This is a genomic window from Paenarthrobacter sp. NPDC018779, from assembly GCF_044391085.1.
In the GTDB taxonomy this organism is placed as follows: domain Bacteria; phylum Actinomycetota; class Actinomycetes; order Actinomycetales; family Micrococcaceae; genus Arthrobacter.
The window spans coordinates 71,492-88,071 of record NZ_JBIRZS010000013.1 but is presented as its reverse complement, the minus strand read 5'-3'; the positions used below and the strand labels follow the sequence as shown (position 1 = coordinate 88,071).

Sequence of the window (16,580 nt, the reverse complement as noted above, 5' to 3'; positions counted from 1 at the left end):
GGATGGGGAGGGCAATGGGTTCATCGTGGCTATGTGGATAGGCCGGTGCCCCCAGCATGGGCCTACCAAGGCATCAGAAGGTCAGCTCAGCGGAGATCCTGTCCGCGTGGGCCCGGAGCTCCTCGAGAAGTGTCTGGCCAGATGGGTTTCCGGGGCGTTCATTCGCCCCGAAGCGCGACGACGGACCGCTGACGGTGAGTGCGCAAAGAGTCCTGCCCTTCGGACGCTTCACCGCAACCGCGAGCGCAGCTACTCCAGGTTCCACCTCGTTGATGCTCTGCCCGAAGCCCTGCTCGCGGACCCGGCGTACCTCCGCCAGGAACCGCTCCATCGACGTCGTGCCCGCCGTCGTCAGGGCAGCGGGCAGGCCGTCCGCATAGAGACTGGCCAACTCGGCCTCGTCCCGAAGGGACAGGAGCAGCTTTCCGGAGGCCGTGGCGTTGGCAGGCATCAACGTCCCCACGCGGCTTGTCACGCGCATGATGTTTCGGGACTCGACGCCGGCAACGAAGCGGATCGACGCCTTGTGCAGAACGGCCAGTTGGACGGTCTCACCGGATACATCACGCAGGCTCTCCATATGTGACTGCGCCTTTTCGATGCAGTGCTCGATGGCCGATGCGTCGTTGGCACCCAACATGGCTGGACCGAGTCGGTATTTTTTGCCGGTGGTGACTCTCTGCACGTAACCGGCCTCGGCCAACGTGGAGATCAGCCGGTGCGCTGTGGACATGGCACACCCGAGTTCCTTGGCTACGTCAGTAATTCCGAGCTCGGACCTGGTTTGCAGGGAGTCGAGGATTCGAAGGGCCTGTTGAACTGATTGCAGGGTGTCACTCACGGGTTCATCACCATTAAATTCCGCATAAAGGAATACTAGACCAATCTATTCCGTCATACGGAGACCAAAGCTAGATTTAACCATCTGCCGTTGAACGAGCGGCGACTTTCAGCAGAGATCAGGAGCGATTGTGGCGGGAATCGGCGTAATTGGCGGCGGCGGAATTGCAACAAGCATTGCGTCGTACGTTTTGCAGGCGGCGAGCCACCAGTTGACCTTCGTCCAGGGGCGCTCACTGGGCGCTGGGATTGCCACAACCACCGTGGCCACTGATGACGAACTTCGCGAAACCGATCTTGTGGTCGAGGCAGCCCATCCCGACGTAGTCAAGGAACACGGCGCGCGGATCCTCAGGACATCGGACCTTATGGTCCTTTCGTGCGGCGCCCTGGTGGACGACGACGTCCGGCAGGTTCTGGCCGAAACGGCAACAAAGCATGGGACGCGGCTGATCCTGCCGCATGGAGCCCTGGTGGGCGTCGAAAGCTACCTGCCCCAGCAATGGGAGTCGGCGACCATCGAGTTCGTGAAGTCCCCGTCCAGCCTGGAGCCGGCACCCGGGAACGCGGACGGGCGGGTGGTCCTCTACGACGGACCCGTGCGGGGAATCGCCGCACTGTACCCAAGGAACGTCAACGCCATGGTGACGTACGCGCTGGCAACGGTGGGTCTGGATCATTGCCGCGCGCGGCTGGTCAGTGACCCTGACGCAACCGTGGGACGCCTGGAAACGAGCGCCGCGGGAGCCGACGGGTCGCGCCTTCACGTCGTCAAGGAGCAGCCCATGAAAGGTGTCTCCGGCACGGAAATGGCCGCTTCCGTTCTCGGAAGCTTGCAACAAGCCATGGAACAGCGGCCGGGCCTGGTTTTCGGCTGATCACTACCCCCTGCGCCCGGGCAATGACGCCTGCGCATACAAACAAACGAGGTGAACTGTGAAGGAAACGATCTCCGCCGAGACTGTCTCGAACCAGAATCCGGAATCCCGCCCATCACTCAGCAAACTTGCCGTCGCGTCCTGCGCCGGCACGGCGATCGAGTACTACGACTTCCTGGCCTACGCGATCGCAGCGTCAACGGTCTTCAACGCCGTGTTCTTCCCGGCCACGGACCCAGTCATCGGCACACTGTTGTCCTTGGCCACCTTCGCCACAGGTTTTCTTGCCAGGCCACTTGGCGGAATCATCATCGGGCATTTTGGAGACCGGCTCGGGCGCAAGAAGATGCTGCTCCTGACCCTTGTTTGCATGGGTGGCGGCACCGTTCTTATCGGCGTGCTTCCCGGCTACGCCCAGATAGGGATCTGGGCGCCCATCATCCTGGTCCTCCTGCGGCTCATCCAGGGATTCGCCGCGGGTGGCGAGTTTGCCGGGGCCGCGCTGATCGCCATCGAACATGCTCCCGCCAACAAGCGGGGGTTCTACGGAAGCTGGACCATCCTGGGCGTGTCCATCGGCGCACTGCTGGCAACCGGAGCGTTCTCCTTGCTGGGTGCGCTGCCCAAAGACGACTTTGCTGCCTGGGGCTGGCGGCTGCCCTTCCTTGCCAGCATCGTCATTGGCGCGGTCGGCCTCCTGGTCCGGTTTGGCATCGACGAAACACCGGCATTCCTCAAGAACCAAGGCGTTTCAAAGCCGGCGAGGCTCCCGGTGGTGGAGGTTATCCGCAAGCAACCCAAGGCCATCCTGTTGTCCACGGGAGCGCTGATCGGCTATTCGACGTTCGTCTACGTCGTCTTCACGTTCCTCCTCAGCTACGGCACGCAGGAACTGGCGCTTCCCCGCACGTTGCTGCTCAACGCCTCGATGCTCGGCCTTCTCCTGCAGGTTGTCACTGTTCCAGCCTGGGCAGCGCTCTCCGACCGGATCGGCCGGAAACCAGTGATGCTTCTCGGCGGGGTCTTCCTGGTGGTCTTTGCCTTTGCATTGTTTCCGCTGGTCCGCACCGGCAACACCGGCGTCATTCTGGCGGCCGTTGTCGTTGCCTACAGTGGCTCCGCAGCCATCCACGCACCCATGGCCGCGTTCTTCGCCGAGCTCTTTGGGACCGGCGTCCGCTACAGCGGCATCTCCCTGGGCTACCAACTCGGCAACGTTTTGGGTGGAGGCCTGGCGCCGGTCATTGCTACGGCCCTCTTCGCAACGAGCGGGAAAAGCACGGATCCAGTCGCCCTTTACCTGGCCGCGACCGCCGTGGTGAGCATTCTTTGCTTGCTGGCCCTGCCCAACACAGGCCGGAAGGGATCCCTGGAACTTGAAGCATGAGCCCCAGGCCGCCACCACCCACCTTCGTTTCCACGTACGGCCGAGGCAGCCCCTGCCGCACGGATTAGACTTCAACAAATGTTGAGGTTTTAGGGTAGGAGAGGCTCCGGAATCCCAGGGCCTGCAACGAAAGCACAGGTTATGCCCCTCTCCAGCGCCCCGGCCGACACAACACACCACCTTTTCCGCAGCGCATTCCGCACCCATCCCGCCGGTGTGGCAGTGGTGACCGCGGCCGGCGAACGGGGTCCCGTGGGGCTCACCGCGTCCTCGGTTGCTTCCGTGTCCGCCGATCCTCCGGCACTTTCCTTCTCTTTGTCCGGCAGCAGATCGGCGGAACAGCTCATCCAGGCCGAAACAGTGGTGGTCCACATGATGGATGCCGCCCAGCTGGAACTGGTGAACACCTTCTCCCGGCCAGGGACGGAACGCTTCACCGCTGGCATGGACTGGGTCACGCTGCCCACGGGGGAGCCGTTGCTCCGGGCAGCACCGTGGGCCTTGCGGTGCCGGATCACCCACCGCGTGCCGGTGGGAGCATCCATTCTGCTGGCCGCGGAGGTGCTGGAGATCCACGGCGCACCGGGGACCACTGAGCCGCTGGTCTATCACGACCGATCGTTCCACCGGCTCACGGACGCGTCCCGCATCGGCTAGGAACGCCCGACGGCGGATGGTCACCAAGGCGACCATCCGCCGTCGTTGTTTGTGGCTCAGTTGGAAACAGCGGCGGGCTGCTCCGGCCGGATGGAGACCCCCGTATGTTCGGACAGCGAGCTGAGCAGCGCGTCCTGGAACCGATGATCGTGGACCGACGGGTGCGGCTCCCGCACCTTCTGGTGATACCAATACTGGCCGGTTCCCTGAGCCTCCGGCGCTGACCCGGCGGCGAGCCATACCTGCGTGAGGTGGCCCAGGCGCAGGTCATCGGGGGCGCCGGCACCGCCCATGCGTGTGGGCACCCAGCCGGGGTCCACAGCGTGCGTCGAGACCTCGGGCCACAACCGTGCAACTGCGGCCATGAGGGTGGTGACGAACAGTTTGCTGTCCGAATAGGAACGGCTCGCCCGCGCTCCGCTCCATTCGATCCCCTGAAGATCCGGACGGCCGCCCCGGTGCATGCCACTGCTGAGATAGACCAGCCGGTCCGGTGGCTCCATCCCGGCGGTCAGCAGATACGGCGCTACGACGTTCACCGGCAACACCGAAGAGCCATCAAGGACGCCGGCATTGTGGATGACGGCATCGAAACGGCCCAGCTCGTTGGCTTGCCGGACCAGATCGCGCATCTGGTCGGTGTGGGCGAGATCGCCGACCACCGCCTCCGCGCCGCGCTCGAGCAGATCGTCGACAGCCACGAGCCGCGCTTCGGTGCGGACGTGCACCACCACTGAATGGCCGTCGTCGAGCAACGCTTCAGCGGCACCGCGCCCCAGGCCGTCGCTGGAACCGGTGATGAGGATCTTTGCCATGCGCCCCAGCCTAGGTCCCGCGCGGGTAATGGTGGGAGGTACTGCCATAACCCGTACCCGCCGTACCCTCGCTAACTTTCGCCGCACGGGGTTTAGTAGAGGAACCTAGGGAACGGAGACGTGCTGATGCGCGCAACAATCATCCATGCACCCGGCGATGTCCGGGTGGAGGAACGAGACAAGCCGACCATCCAGGAACCCACTGATGCCGTCATCAAACTGGTGGCGGCCTGCGTGTGCGGTTCCGACCTGTGGCCATACCGTGGCGCCGACACCATCGATGAACCCCGACCGATGGGCCACGAGTACGTCGGGATCGTGGAGGAGGTTGGCGATTCAGTTGTCAACGTCCAGGTTGGGCAGTTCGTGGTGGGCTCGTTCTACGCCTCGGACAACACCTGCGAGATCTGCTTGTCCGGTTACCAGTCGGGCTGCATCCATCGCGAAGGCGTGGGAAGCGCCCAGGCAGAATACCTGCGCGTGCCCCTCGCGGACGGCACCCTGGTTGCCACCCCGGAAATGCCCGACGCCGGCAAGGTCGCCTCGCTGCTGGCCGCCTCCGACGTCCTGGGGACCGGCTGGTTCGGCGCCAAGGCTGCCGAAGTGGGCCCCGGCAAGACCGTCGCGGTGGTGGGGGACGGCGCCGTCGGGCTTCTTGCCGTCCTGGCCGCAAAGCACATGGGCGCCGAACGCATCATTGCCATGTCCCGCCACGCCTCGCGCCAGGCCTTAGCCCGCGAATTCGGTGCCACGGACATTGTTGAAGAACGCGGCGATGAGGGCGTGGAGAAGATCAAGGAACTCACGGACGGTCTGGGTGCACATTCGGTGATCGAGGCCGTCGGCACCCAGGAATCCATGATGCAGGCCATCCGGTCCACGCGCCGGGGCGGACACGTCGGTTACGTGGGGGTTTCCCACGACGTGGAACTCCCCGGCCGGGAATTGTTTTCTTCCCACGTCCACCTCCACGGCGGACCGGCACCAGTGCGCGACTACCTGCCCGAACTGATCGACTTGATCTTCAAGGGCGAGATCAACCCCGGCAAAGTCTTCGACTTGGAGCTTCCGCTGGACGAGGCCCCCGAGGCGTATAAAGCCATGGACGAACGCCGGGCCATCAAGGTGTTGCTGCGGCCTTAATTTACGTTTCCCAGCGAGGAGGAATTCAATGAAATACACCCAAAACGGCGGCCAAACCGGAGCCGGACCTGCGGAATGGTTCACGGGCACGGTGCAGATCGACTCGATCCGAACCCCAGATGAGCAGACGGCCATCGGGTGCGCCCACGTCCGGTTCGCCCCGGGAGCACGCACCGCCTGGCACCACCACCCCAAGGGCCAGACGCTGTACGTGACCGACGGCATCGGCTGGGTCGCCCGCCGCGGCGGTGAAGTCCAGGAAATCCGACCCGGCGACGTCGTATATATCGAACCGGGCGAGGAGCACTGGCACGGGGCGACGAACGACAGGTTCATGGCCCACGTCGCCCTCCAGGAGGCCGACGCAAACGGGCAAGTGGTGACTTGGTTGGAGCACGTAACCGATGAGGAGTATGGACTGTAGTTGAAAGCTGAACGGTCCGACGACGGCGGCCTCACCACAGCGAGGCCGCCATCGTACTTTTGGCCGGCTACAGCCGCGCGGCGCTAGGCCTTCAGCGTGCTCGTCGTCGCACCGGGCTCCCGCGCGGCCTGCAGTTCCAGGAGTTCGGCACGCAAAGCCGGGTCGAGCGCCGCGTCGAGCACGGTCAACGCCAGGACCGTAGCCCCGTCCACGACGGCGTCGTCGGCCTCGGGCGTGATGGCGTCGGCGGTGAAGTCCGGGTGGTGCGGAACGGCGGTGCTGTTGCGGACCACCACCATGCCGTGGACAGCCGGGAGGACCTGGGAAACATTGCCCATGTCCGAGGATCCGCCACCGAAAACAGGCGTGTGGTCCACCGGGCGGCCCAAAGCCTCCATGTTGTTGTCCCACAGTCGGCCCAGCCCGGCATGCGTGTCGATCGGAGCGTACGGGTGTTCGGTCTGCCGATGGGTCCAGGTGCATCCGGTGCCGATGGCCGCACCTTCGAAGCAGGCGAGCACGCGGCGCTTGAGGTCCCGCCACACGTCAACGTCCCCGGCGCGCACCTCCACTTGCACAGTGGATTCCCCGGCGATCACGTTGGTGGCGCCGCCGCCGTGCGAGATGAAGGCGTTGGTGTTCGCGTTCTCCGGCAGGTGCTGGCGCAACACGGCCATGTTCATCAACGCCAGGCTCGCTGCGGCACCTGCGTTAATGGCCTTGTCGGGAGCACCGGCCGCGTGGGCTTCGCTGCCCTTGAACTGCACCTCGAAGCGTTCCACGGCAGCCATGCTGAAGGCCGTGGCGCTGCGCTCCACCCCCGTCATTCCGTGCACCATGAGCGAAAACGCGGCGTCCTCCCAGGCCCCAGCCTGCAGGAGCGAAACCTTGCCACCGCCGTGCTCTTCGGCGGGAGTGCCTAGGACCTTGATACGCAGTCCGGCGGCATCGGCTACGGGCTTGAGCGCAAGGGCCGCTCCGACACCCGCCGCCGCGATGATGTTGTGGCCGCACGCGTGGCCTACTTCGGGCAGGGCATCGTATTCGGCACAGATCACCACGGTCAGTTCGCCCGAACCGTACGTGGCCTCAAACGCCGTCGGAATTCCGTACGCACGTTCGGTGACGTCGAAGCCGCCGTCGCGCAGCACCGCGGCCACAGCCGCCGCCGACTCATGCTCTTCCCAGGAGATCTCGGCCAGCGCGTGCACCTTGTGGCTGAGTTCCAGGATGGAAGGTACGACGGCGGTCGCGGCCTCGCGTACGGCGTCGCGCAGGGTTTCCTTGGAGGTGATATCAATCGAAACGGTCATTGTTTCTTTCCTTCTCTGTTGAGGTTCAGTTGGCGGGTTCCAGGGCCTGGTCGGTGGCGGAGTCCTGCTGCCCGGAGGTCCGGGGCTCAGCGGTTTCGGACGCCGCCTTGGCCTGGCGGATGAAGAGCACTGCGATGGCGAAGAGGACACACAGTCCGGCGCAGATCCACCAGACGGCGTGGAAGGAGAACTGCGTGTCCACGCGGACACCGGTGGTTGCGGGTGCGGCCAGGGCGGACATGAGCAGGGCAAAGAGTGCTCCGGCAACGCCGCCGGCAGCAGTCCGGGCGGTGTTGTAGAGACCGGACGCGATGCCCACCGAATCGGCCGCCGCACGCTGCACCACCAGCGTGGGAAGTGTTCCACTGACGATGCCCGTGCCGAGGCCGGCCAGCACCAGCCACACCGTGAAGGTGACCAAGGTTCCGGGTGCCAGAATCATGAGCAGGTAGGCCACGGCTCCGAGGAGTCCGCCGAAAGCGACCGTCCGTGTGCCACCCAGGATGCGGGATACGCGGTCTGCGAAGGTGGCTCCGAGGAACGCGGCCAGCGCCATGATGCTGAGCAGGATTCCGGCGGCGGACGCGGCGGCGCCGAAACCGAATCCGAGCGTCGCTGGATCGGAACGCAGGTAGACCGAGATCGGGGCCTGGGCTCCGAACAGCTGTGCGCCGAACAGGAAGGCCACCACGATCGGCAGGCCGATGCCTCCGCGGAGCAGCATGTTCAGGTCCACCAACGGGTGTTTGATGCGACGGGCGGACACTACCCAGCCCGCGAGCAGTGCCACGCCGACGATCATGGCGATGCCTACAGTCAACGGGGGCCAGGTGGCCAGGTTGGACGCACCGCCCAGGACGGCCACCAGGCCGCCACCGAGCAGGACCGCGCCGAGGTAATCCACCTTGCCTTGGCTGCGAAGCGGGGTTTCCTTGACGAAGATGGCGATGCCGGGGATGCACAGGGCCATGAAGATCGCCGGGAAAAGCAGTGTCAGGGAGAGGCTGCCGACGGCGTCAAGGATGATGCCGGACAAGAAGCCACCGATCGTGGCACCGAGGGTCAACGCGGCGACGAGCCTGCCGATGCTTCGGCCCGACCGTTCCGAGTCACGCTGGTGGACGATGGCAAATTCCAAGGGCAGGAACACTGCCAAGGGTGCCTGGATGGCGCGGCCCACCAGGAACAGTTCGTAGTTCGGCGCGAACGCGACCAGGACGGACGCGGCTGCGACGATTGCCGTGGCGATCATGAGGACCCGTTTGTGCCCGTGGATGTCGCCAAGCTTGGACAGGAGGGGAACAACCAGGACAGTCGCCAGCAAGTAGGCGGCACTGATCCAGTTCAACGAGGCGGCCGAAACACCGTGGTGCTCTCCGATCGATGAAAACAAGGGACTCAACCAGCCTTGCAGGATGCCGCTGCCAAGCTCCATGACAACCAGGAAGCCGACGGCTCCGGCAGCGGTGGATTTCTGCGCAGTTGTACGCATATGCGCTCCGATGTGATGAGAAGTGAACGGGATCACTCCATGATGGAAGGGCCGTGTTTCCGATGGATGAAATTGAAGCTTTCCATGGATTATCTTGCTGATATGCAGGAATACATGCTCGATCCCCTTGAAGAGCGCATCATCCATGCCTTGCAGATCGAAGGGCGCGCCTCGTGGGCCGAACTTTCGCCCGTTCTCGGCGTGGATGCCGTGACACTTTCACGGCGCTGGGAATCCCTCCGGGAAAGGGGACTTGCCTGGGTGACGGGGATCTTCACCGAAGGGGCAAGTGCCTTGGTTGATATCACCTGCATGCCCCAACACACAGCGAAGGTGGCGCAGGAGCTCATCAAGATTCCGGCTGTGATGACACTGGACCACACGTCCGGTGGCCGGGACCTGCTGGCCACGTGCCTCGGAGAGAACCCTTTGGCGATTTGGGATGTGGTGACAAACCAGATCGGCGCCCTTGATGGCGTTCGGAACACACAGACGCACCTGGTCACCGAAATGATCATGGAAGCCTCGGCCTGGAGATTGCGTGCGCTCACCCCCGCAGAAGCCGGCAAGGTGGCCAAGCCCAAGCCACCGCGCGCCCGCGCCCCGCGGACTGTACATCCCGACGTCGAATACGCCCTCCGGCACTGCCTGCTGGAAGACGGGCGCCGTCCCGTGAGCCGCATCGCCGCTGAACACGGGCTCAGCGAACAACGCGTCGCGGACGGACTGGCCCGACTGCGGGCCGACGGACGGCTGCGGCTACGCACGGACGTAGCCCGCAGTGTCACGGGCTGGCCTGTCTACGCCTGGTATTTCGTGCGGACCGCGGCCAAGCACATCCAGCAAATGCGCGGGCTCATGGCCCAGATTCCGGAGGCCCGCACGGCTTTGGCGGTGGCAAGCCAATACAACCTTGTGGTGGCCGTATGGCTGCGGGAAATGACCGATGTGATGCGCTTCGAAGCAGCCCTTGAAGCGGCGGTTCCGAGCGCCCGGATTGTGGACCGAAGTGTGGTCTTCCGGATGAGCAAACACCTAGGCCACGTCATCGATGACCAGGGAAGGGCCACGCTCGGGTTCGTCCATCCCTTCACTCCGTAACAAGGATTGCGGTTAAGTAGAGCTAAACCCAACTAGGTCGCACTTCGCGTCGTTCCCAGCGCTGGGAACGACGCGAAGTGCGACCTAGTTGGACAACCGAAGGGAGCGTCAGTGCTGGACATCCGACGCCTGCATATCCTCAAGACCCTTGAGCTTGAGGGCACCATGACCGCCGCCGCTGCCAAGCTGCACATGACGACCTCAGCCGTCAGCCAGCAATTGGCCGTGCTCGAGAAGGAGGCCGGCCTCGCGCTGCTGGTCCGGACGGGCCGGAAGGTCAGGCTGACCGAGGCGGGCGCCTTGCTGGTGGAGCACTTTGGCCGGATCGCCTCGGAAGTGGAAGCCGCCGAAGCCACCCTGAAGAAATTCCAGACCGACGTCCGCGGCCGCCTGGCCATCAGCGCGTTCCCGAGTTTCTGCAGCACCGTGCTTCCCTCGGCTGTCATGTCCCTGCAGGCGGCCTATCCGAGGCTGGACGTCACCATCTCGGACCTCGAACCGTCCGAGAGCGTGGCCCAACTCCGCGCCGGAAACATTGATATCGCCGTGGTGGACGACCTCAGCGAGATCCAGGACGAAGGCCTGGTGAAGACTGTTTTGGCCCGCGACGAGATCATCCTGGTCCTCCCGCGGGACCGCCCCGTACCGGACAACGGCTCGCCCGTCAGCCTTCCCGACTACGCCCACGAAAGCTGGGTCCTGGACCAGGAAGGCAGCGTTTTTGAACGATTCGTGCTGCAGACGTGCCGCGAAGCCGGCTTCACTCCCAAGGTCATCGCCAACTGCCGGAACCTGATGGCTACGCTGGGCCTGGTCCGTGGCGGACTGGGGGTGGCCCTGATGAGCGAGCTGAATCTTGGCCGCGAGACCCAGGATCTCCAGGTCCGCCGCGTCGATCCGAGCTGCGGCCGCAACATCATCATCCTGTACCGGGCGGCAGGCAAGGCCGCTCCGGCCATTGCCGCCGTCATCGAGGAACTCCGGACCGCCACCGAGGCCCGACCCACAGCCTGATCGTTAAGCGCAGCTTGACGGTTGTTTCACTAATTCCCGATGGACGCGCGCGCCGCCACCCTCCACAGTTGAAAGGGAATCCAGCCCCTTTTGCTCCCTTGGAGGATCCCATGGCATTGAGCGCCCTCGACCTGTTCTCGATCGGCATCGGCCCGTCGTCGTCCCATACGGTGGGTCCCATGCGCGCGGCCCGCACCTTCGTCGACGCCCTGGAACAGGACGGAAAGCTCGACGCCGTTGATCGGGTTCACGCCGGACTGTTCGGTTCGTTGGGGGCTACTGGAAAGGGACACGGCTCGGACAAGGCCGTGATCCTCGGTTTCATGGGCGAACTCCCGGAAACGGTGGACCCCATGGCCGCGGACCGCATGGTGGCCGAGGCGACGGAAGCGAAGAAGATCCTCCTGGCCGGCCGCCGGATGGTTTCCTTCAACCGGGCAAAGGACGTGGTGCTGCATATGCGCCAGTCCCTGCCGGCCCACCCGAACGGCATGCGTTTCCAGGCCTTCGACGGTCAGGGAAACCTCGTCTCCGAGCGCGTGTTCTACTCCGTTGGGGGCGGGTTCGTGGTGGACGAGGACGCAGTGGGCCAGGTAGCGCAGGACAGCGTGGTCCTGCGCTACCCCTTCAGCAACGGACAGGAACTGCTGGACCACTGCGAGCGCGAAGGCATGTCCATCAGTGACGTCATGCTGGCCAATGAAAGTGCCTGGCGAAGCGAAGAAGACACCCGCGCCGAACTCCTGCGCATCTGGGAAACCATGAAGGAGTGTGTTTCGCGCGGCTGTAGCCGTACGGAAGAGCACCTGCCCGGAAACCTGATGGTCCGCCGTCGTGCGCCGCGTCTCTTTGCCGATTTGCAGACCAAAGACGACGCGACCGATCCCCTGCGCGCCGTGGACTGGGTGAACCTGTTCGCCCTGGCCGTGAACGAAGAGAACGCCACCGGCGGCCGCGTGGTCACCGCGCCCACCAATGGTGCTGCCGGAATCATTCCCGCCGTCCTGCACTACTACATGAAATTCGTTCCGGGTGCCTCCGAAGACCATGTGGTCAGGTTCCTCCTGACCGCAGCGGCCATCGGCGTGCTGTTCAAGACCAACGCGTCCATTTCGGGTGCTGAGGTGGGCTGCCAAGGCGAGGTCGGTTCGGCCTGTTCCATGGCCGCCGGTGCACTGTGCGAAATTCTGGGCGGGACCCCCCTGCAGGTGGAGAACGCGGCGGAGATCGGCATCGAGCATAACCTTGGCCTGACCTGCGATCCCGTCGGCGGGCTCGTCCAGATTCCCTGCATCGAGCGCAACGCGATGGCCAGCAACAAGGCCATCAACGCCGCGCGGATCAGCCTGCGTGGGGATGGCATCCACCATGTCTCCCTGGACACCGCCATCAAGACCATGCGCGAGACCGGCGCGGACATGAAGAGCAAATACAAGGAAACCTCGCGCGGCGGCCTCGCCGTCAATGTCGTGGCGTGCTGAGGGCTACTCCGTATCGACCCACGCTGATCGCCACTCCGGTGCTTCGAAGGCTTCGCTCCAGTAGGCCGTTTCCTTGGCGATCTTGCCGTCCCGGAATTCGAAGATGAACACCGTCTCATATTGCGGGCCGGCATAGTCCAGCAGTGCCTCGGCAACCACCAGGTCCCCTCCGCTGGTCATCCTTCGCGGGGTGATGGTGGGCAGTTGCGGGAACGCGTTGTAGATTCCCCGTCGGTTCTCGGCCCCACGCACCACCTCGCCGGATTGGGGCCAGTGCATGATCGCGTCGTCGTGGAAGAGCTCATCCATGACGGCTATGTCGCGGGCATTGATGCAGTCGATCAGCCGCTTGACCACTTGTTCGTTGGGCGTTGCTTCAGTCACGTGCACCCCTCAGGTTGTGTGTTCGATACACGGATCATAGGAGTCCGGGGGCGCCAAGGGGAGAGGTTTTGGCGCGCTGTTGTGGTGTTGTGGTGGCCAACCGGAGGCGGGCTTAGAGGCTTGCGAGGATGGCCCGGGCGGACTTGAGGTAGTCCGGACCGGTCCCTTCCTTGCCGAGGGCGGACTGGATGGCAAAGCCCTGGATCAGCCCCATGACGGCCGGGGCCAGGCAACGGGCCGTGGCCTCCGCGTCCTCGTCAGGCCGCGATGTGCGGATCCACGCCTCCAGGTAGTTCTCAAGGTGCCCGCGGATTTGGACGAGGATGTTCTGGGCAACTTCGCCAAGCTGGTCGTTCCGGACGGCCTCGCCCCACACTTGCACCGCGACGTCCGGGAAGAAGTCCATGGCCATCAGGCCGGACATGAGTGACACCACGGCGTCTTGGGGCGGTGGGACGGGTTGGTGGGCGCTGAGGCGCTCGAGTGCCGCCATGCGTTCCTCGAAGACCCGCCTGCCGGCGTCGACAATCAGTTCCTCTTTGCTGCGGTAGTAAACATAGACGGCTCCGGCGGAGAGCCCGGCCTTGGCGATGATGTCCCCCATGGCCACGTTCGAGAATCCCTTCTCGGCAACGCAGGCGAGCGCGGCCCGCTGGATGCGCTCCCGCATCGCGGCACGGTGTTCCTCGCTGACTTTCGGCATGGGACCACCGTACCCGAAAAGAAAACGAATGATCATTCTTGACGTTTCACTGGTGAGGGTCAAAAATGAAGAACGAACATTCTTTTTGCACGATCCCGAGAGGACGCACCATGTCCGCCACCACCGAACGCACGGCAGCCCCGGAGCACCGCCAGGAGCCACCAACAGGTACCCATACCCCGTGGCCCCACGCACTCCGCACCGCCCTGCTCGCCGCCGTCGCCGTCTGCACGGTCCTGCTGGCCTTTGCCTGGCCAAGCGTCACCGCCAAGGTCCAGAACCTGCCCGTTGCCGCCGTCGGCAGCGCAGAGCAGATCGCCCAGATCACCTCACAGGCACCAGCAGGCGCCCTCGATGTGCGCACGGCCTCCAGCCGCGACGACGCCGTGAACCTCATCAAGCAACGCCAGGTGTATGGCGCGATCGTCCTCGGCGCTTCTCCGGAGATCCTCGTGGCCAGCGCGGGCAGCCCGGTCGCATCCCAAGCACTGACGCAAATGGGCGCACAAATGCAGTCACAGATTCAGGCCCAGGTCATCGCCAAGCTTCAGGCCGCCCTGGCCCAGGCGGCCCAGGGTGCGGCAACGGGCGCCCCGCCCCAGTCCGCGCAGGGCACGCAGCCTGCAGCAGTCCCCCAGGTGGCCGTCACCGACGTCGTACCTCTTTCGTCTGACGACCCACGCGGCACGGGCCTGGCCGTCGCCGGCCTGCCCCTCGCCATGGGCGGCATGATCGGCGGCGTCCTGATCTCGCTGCTCGTCTCCGGGACCTGGCGCCGGCTGGGCGCGATCCTGGCGTACGGCGCCATCGCAGGCCTTGGACTCGCCGGCATCCTGCAGGGCTGGTTCCACACCCTCCAAGGAAGCTACTGGGCGAACGCAGGAGCGATCGGCCTTGGCGTTGTTGCGACGGCAGCGATCATCGTGGGGCTCAACGCCCTGATCGGGCGCGCGGGCATCGCAGTCGGCGCGGTCATCACACTGTTCGTGGGCAACCCGCTGTCTTCACTGACCCAGCCTAAGGAATTCCTCCCCGCTCCCTGGGGCGATGTGGGCCAATGGATGGTGCCCGGCGCCTCCGGAACACTCCTGCGGGACCTCTCCTACTTCCCGGACGCGTCGGCGGCGTTCCCTTGGCTGATACTCGGGGGCTGGGCCGTCGCCGGGGCGGTACTCATCGCCGTCGGCCACTTCCGGAACGCTCCGGCTGTGGCGGAGGCGTAGGAGAACTGTGGGGATGGTCTCATTGGCGTTCGTTTATGAAGGAAGTTGGTTGACCACTTCTTTGGTCTGAAAGTTAGGGCAGCCTACACTTAGTTCTGGCCCAGCGCACCCGGGCTGCCCCAACTTCGCCTGCACCCGCTCGCAGGCTCCCCGTACCTTAGGTGGTTTCATGCGTTTTTCGCTTCCGTCTGCCCTTTCCGCAGGGCTCGTGGCGGTCCTGTCTTTGTCCGGCTGCGGCTTTACGGGGACCGCGTCATCCGGGTCAGCGCCCGCCGTGGACAAGAACCAGCGGATCGTCGTGGACAACTTCCGCGCCCCGGTAGCGAACTGGGCCCTCGAAAGTGACGCTGCCTACATCCTCTCGCTCTCCGGCTGCCTGGAAACCCTGACCCGGTACGACGAATCGCGGGGCAAGATCGTGCCCTCCCTGGCTACGGAATGGAAGCAGGTTTCGCCGCTGGAGTGGGATTTCACCGTCCGCGAAGGAGTGAAGTTCCAGGACGGAACTGCCTTGACGGCTGACACTGTGGTCGGATCGCTGGACAGGGTCCTGAAGGCCGCTGTTCCGGCGCGCGCCTTCAACCCCAAGGTGGTCAGTTCGGTCAAAGCCGTTGACCAGCGCACCGTGCGGATCACCACCCCCACCGAAAGCCCGCTGGTTCCCTATCGCTTGGCCAGCGTCAACACCGGCATCCTCTCCCCCGCCGCCTTCACCGGACAGGGAGTTGACCCGTTCGGTCACTGCACCGGACCCTTCACTCCCGTTTCGGAGAAGGCCAAGCAGTCTTTGACCCTGGACCGCAACGACTCGTACTGGGGTGGGGAAGTCCAGCTGGCAGGGGCGGAGGTCAGGTTCGTGACCGACGGCGCCACCCGCGCCACCCAGGTGAGGACGGGCGAAGCCGACATCTCGATGTCGATTCCGGTCTCCGCGCTGTCCTCCTTGGAAACGGACACGAACGTCAAGGTCCTCAAGGCTGACTCCCCGCGGACGGCGACGCTCTACATGAACAACGCCAAGGCGCCGTTCGACAACGTCAACTTCCGCAAGGCCATCACGTCGGCGCTTGACCTTGAATCCCTGGCATCCAGCGTTTATGAGGGTGCGGCAGTCGCGTCCACCGGACCGTTCGCCCAGTCTGAACCGTGGGCAACCGAGGCCTCGGGCGCTCCGAAGTTCGATGTGGAGAATGCCCGGAAGCTGCTTACCGAGGCCGGCTACACGGCCGACCGCCCGCTCGAGGTCATTGCCATCGTCGAACGCGCGGAGTTTGCCGACGTCGCCACCGTCATCCAGGACAACCTGAAGGCCGTGGGTGTTCCGGTCAGCATCGTGACCAAGGAATATGCCGCCGTCGAACCGGATCTGCTGGCCGGGAAGTATGACATGGTGTTGAGCCAGCGCAACCGGCTGATCGACATTGCCGATCCCATCGGGTTCCTCACGGCCGACTACACCTGCGAGGGGACCTACAACCTTAGCCACTTCTGCAACAAGGACTACGACGCCGTTATCGCCAAGGCGGCGAAGACTACTGACGCGCAGGAACGCTACAAGCTCTACGCCGAGGCCGGGACGATTCTGCGCGACCAGGCAGTAAACGTCTGGCTGGTGAACGAACAAGCCATCGACGCCGTCCGTGCCGATGTGCAGGGCCACACCCAGGACCCGTTGGCGCGTTACGTCGTCCGCAGCAGCACAGCCAAACCCGCTTCCTGACCGCT

Annotated in this window: 16 protein-coding genes; 10 read left to right on the top strand and 6 right to left on the bottom strand. The window is 64.5% G+C overall.

Annotated elements, in window-relative coordinates; genetic code table 11:
- Window positions 1-73 precede the first annotated feature (73 nt).
- On the bottom strand, window positions 74-841 hold the full coding sequence (locus tag ACH488_RS14360) for an IclR family transcriptional regulator (protein ID WP_397325181.1): 768 nt from the start codon (window positions 839-841) through the stop codon (window positions 74-76).
- A 130-nt stretch (window positions 842-971) separates the two neighbouring features.
- On the opposite strand from ACH488_RS14360, the gene ACH488_RS14355 reads away from it, so the two are divergent.
- The 3 genes from ACH488_RS14355 (at window position 972) to ACH488_RS14345 (ending at window position 3,762) form a co-directional block, all read left to right on the top strand.
- Window positions 972-1,718, top strand: coding sequence for an aspartate dehydrogenase domain-containing protein (locus tag ACH488_RS14355; RefSeq protein ID WP_397325179.1), 747 nt, complete (start codon window positions 972-974; stop codon window positions 1,716-1,718).
- A gap of 58 nt (window positions 1,719-1,776) precedes the next feature.
- Complete coding sequence (locus ACH488_RS14350) at window positions 1,777-3,105, top strand: MFS transporter (protein ID WP_397325177.1); 1,329 nt, start codon at window positions 1,777-1,779, stop codon at window positions 3,103-3,105.
- 141 nt (window positions 3,106-3,246) lie between these two features.
- A complete protein-coding gene (locus ACH488_RS14345) occupies window positions 3,247-3,762 on the top strand; it encodes a flavin reductase family protein (protein ID WP_397325176.1) in 516 nt (171 codons plus the stop codon).
- A 56-nt stretch (window positions 3,763-3,818) separates the two neighbouring features.
- Here ACH488_RS14345 and ACH488_RS14340 read toward each other — a convergent pair whose 3' ends face one another.
- A complete protein-coding gene (locus tag ACH488_RS14340; RefSeq protein WP_397325174.1) occupies window positions 3,819-4,577 on the bottom strand; it encodes an SDR family NAD(P)-dependent oxidoreductase in 759 nt (252 codons plus the stop codon).
- Between the two features lie 126 nt (window positions 4,578-4,703).
- On the opposite strand from ACH488_RS14340, the gene ACH488_RS14335 reads away from it, so the two are divergent.
- The gene (locus ACH488_RS14335) at window positions 4,704-5,720 is read left to right on the top strand and encodes a zinc-dependent alcohol dehydrogenase family protein (RefSeq protein ID WP_397325172.1); all 1,017 of its coding nucleotides are present in this window, start codon (window positions 4,704-4,706) and stop codon (window positions 5,718-5,720) included.
- Between the two features lie 28 nt (window positions 5,721-5,748).
- Window positions 5,749-6,144, top strand: coding sequence for a cupin domain-containing protein (locus tag ACH488_RS14330; RefSeq protein WP_397325170.1), 396 nt, complete (start codon window positions 5,749-5,751; stop codon window positions 6,142-6,144).
- Between the two features lie 83 nt (window positions 6,145-6,227).
- Here the strand turns inward: ACH488_RS14330 and ACH488_RS14325 are convergent, their stop codons facing one another.
- Together ACH488_RS14325 and ACH488_RS14320 are read right to left on the bottom strand one after the other, a co-directional pair.
- Complete coding sequence (locus tag ACH488_RS14325) at window positions 6,228-7,457, bottom strand: amidohydrolase (protein ID WP_397325169.1); 1,230 nt, start codon at window positions 7,455-7,457, stop codon at window positions 6,228-6,230.
- A 25-nt stretch (window positions 7,458-7,482) separates the two neighbouring features.
- The gene (locus tag ACH488_RS14320; protein ID WP_397325168.1) at window positions 7,483-8,949 is read right to left on the bottom strand and encodes an MFS transporter; all 1,467 of its coding nucleotides are present in this window, start codon (window positions 8,947-8,949) and stop codon (window positions 7,483-7,485) included.
- Between the two features lie 84 nt (window positions 8,950-9,033).
- Between ACH488_RS14320 and ACH488_RS14315 the strand changes: the two genes are divergently transcribed.
- From ACH488_RS14315 to ACH488_RS14305, 3 genes are all read left to right on the top strand, one after another.
- Window positions 9,034-10,050 (top strand): Lrp/AsnC family transcriptional regulator, encoded by a 1,017-nt coding sequence (locus ACH488_RS14315; protein WP_397325167.1) that lies wholly within the window; start codon window positions 9,034-9,036, stop codon window positions 10,048-10,050.
- A 111-nt stretch (window positions 10,051-10,161) separates the two neighbouring features.
- On the top strand, window positions 10,162-11,064 hold the full coding sequence (locus ACH488_RS14310; protein ID WP_397325165.1) for a LysR family transcriptional regulator: 903 nt from the start codon (window positions 10,162-10,164) through the stop codon (window positions 11,062-11,064).
- Between the two features lie 110 nt (window positions 11,065-11,174).
- Window positions 11,175-12,545 carry an L-serine ammonia-lyase gene (locus ACH488_RS14305; protein ID WP_397325164.1) on the top strand — a complete coding sequence of 457 codons (1,371 nt, stop codon included), beginning with the start codon at window positions 11,175-11,177 and terminating at the stop codon, window positions 12,543-12,545.
- 3 nt (window positions 12,546-12,548) lie between these two features.
- Here the strand turns inward: ACH488_RS14305 and ACH488_RS14300 are convergent, their stop codons facing one another.
- Entirely contained in the window at window positions 12,549-12,929 is a 381-nt protein-coding gene (locus ACH488_RS14300; protein WP_397325163.1) for a nuclear transport factor 2 family protein, read from the bottom strand.
- A 112-nt stretch (window positions 12,930-13,041) separates the two neighbouring features.
- Complete coding sequence (locus ACH488_RS14295) at window positions 13,042-13,632, bottom strand: TetR/AcrR family transcriptional regulator (RefSeq protein WP_397325162.1); 591 nt, start codon at window positions 13,630-13,632, stop codon at window positions 13,042-13,044.
- Window positions 13,633-13,742: 110 nt separating this feature from the next.
- Here ACH488_RS14295 and ACH488_RS14290 point away from each other — a divergent pair, with 110 nt between their 5' ends.
- Both ACH488_RS14290 and ACH488_RS14285 read left to right on the top strand, forming a co-directional pair.
- Window positions 13,743-14,855 (top strand): ABC transporter permease, encoded by a 1,113-nt coding sequence (locus ACH488_RS14290; RefSeq protein WP_397325161.1) that lies wholly within the window; start codon window positions 13,743-13,745, stop codon window positions 14,853-14,855.
- 169 nt (window positions 14,856-15,024) lie between these two features.
- Window positions 15,025-16,575 carry an ABC transporter substrate-binding protein gene (locus ACH488_RS14285; protein ID WP_397325160.1) on the top strand — a complete coding sequence of 517 codons (1,551 nt, stop codon included), beginning with the start codon at window positions 15,025-15,027 and terminating at the stop codon, window positions 16,573-16,575.
- The last annotated feature ends 5 nt before the right edge of the window (window positions 16,576-16,580 follow it).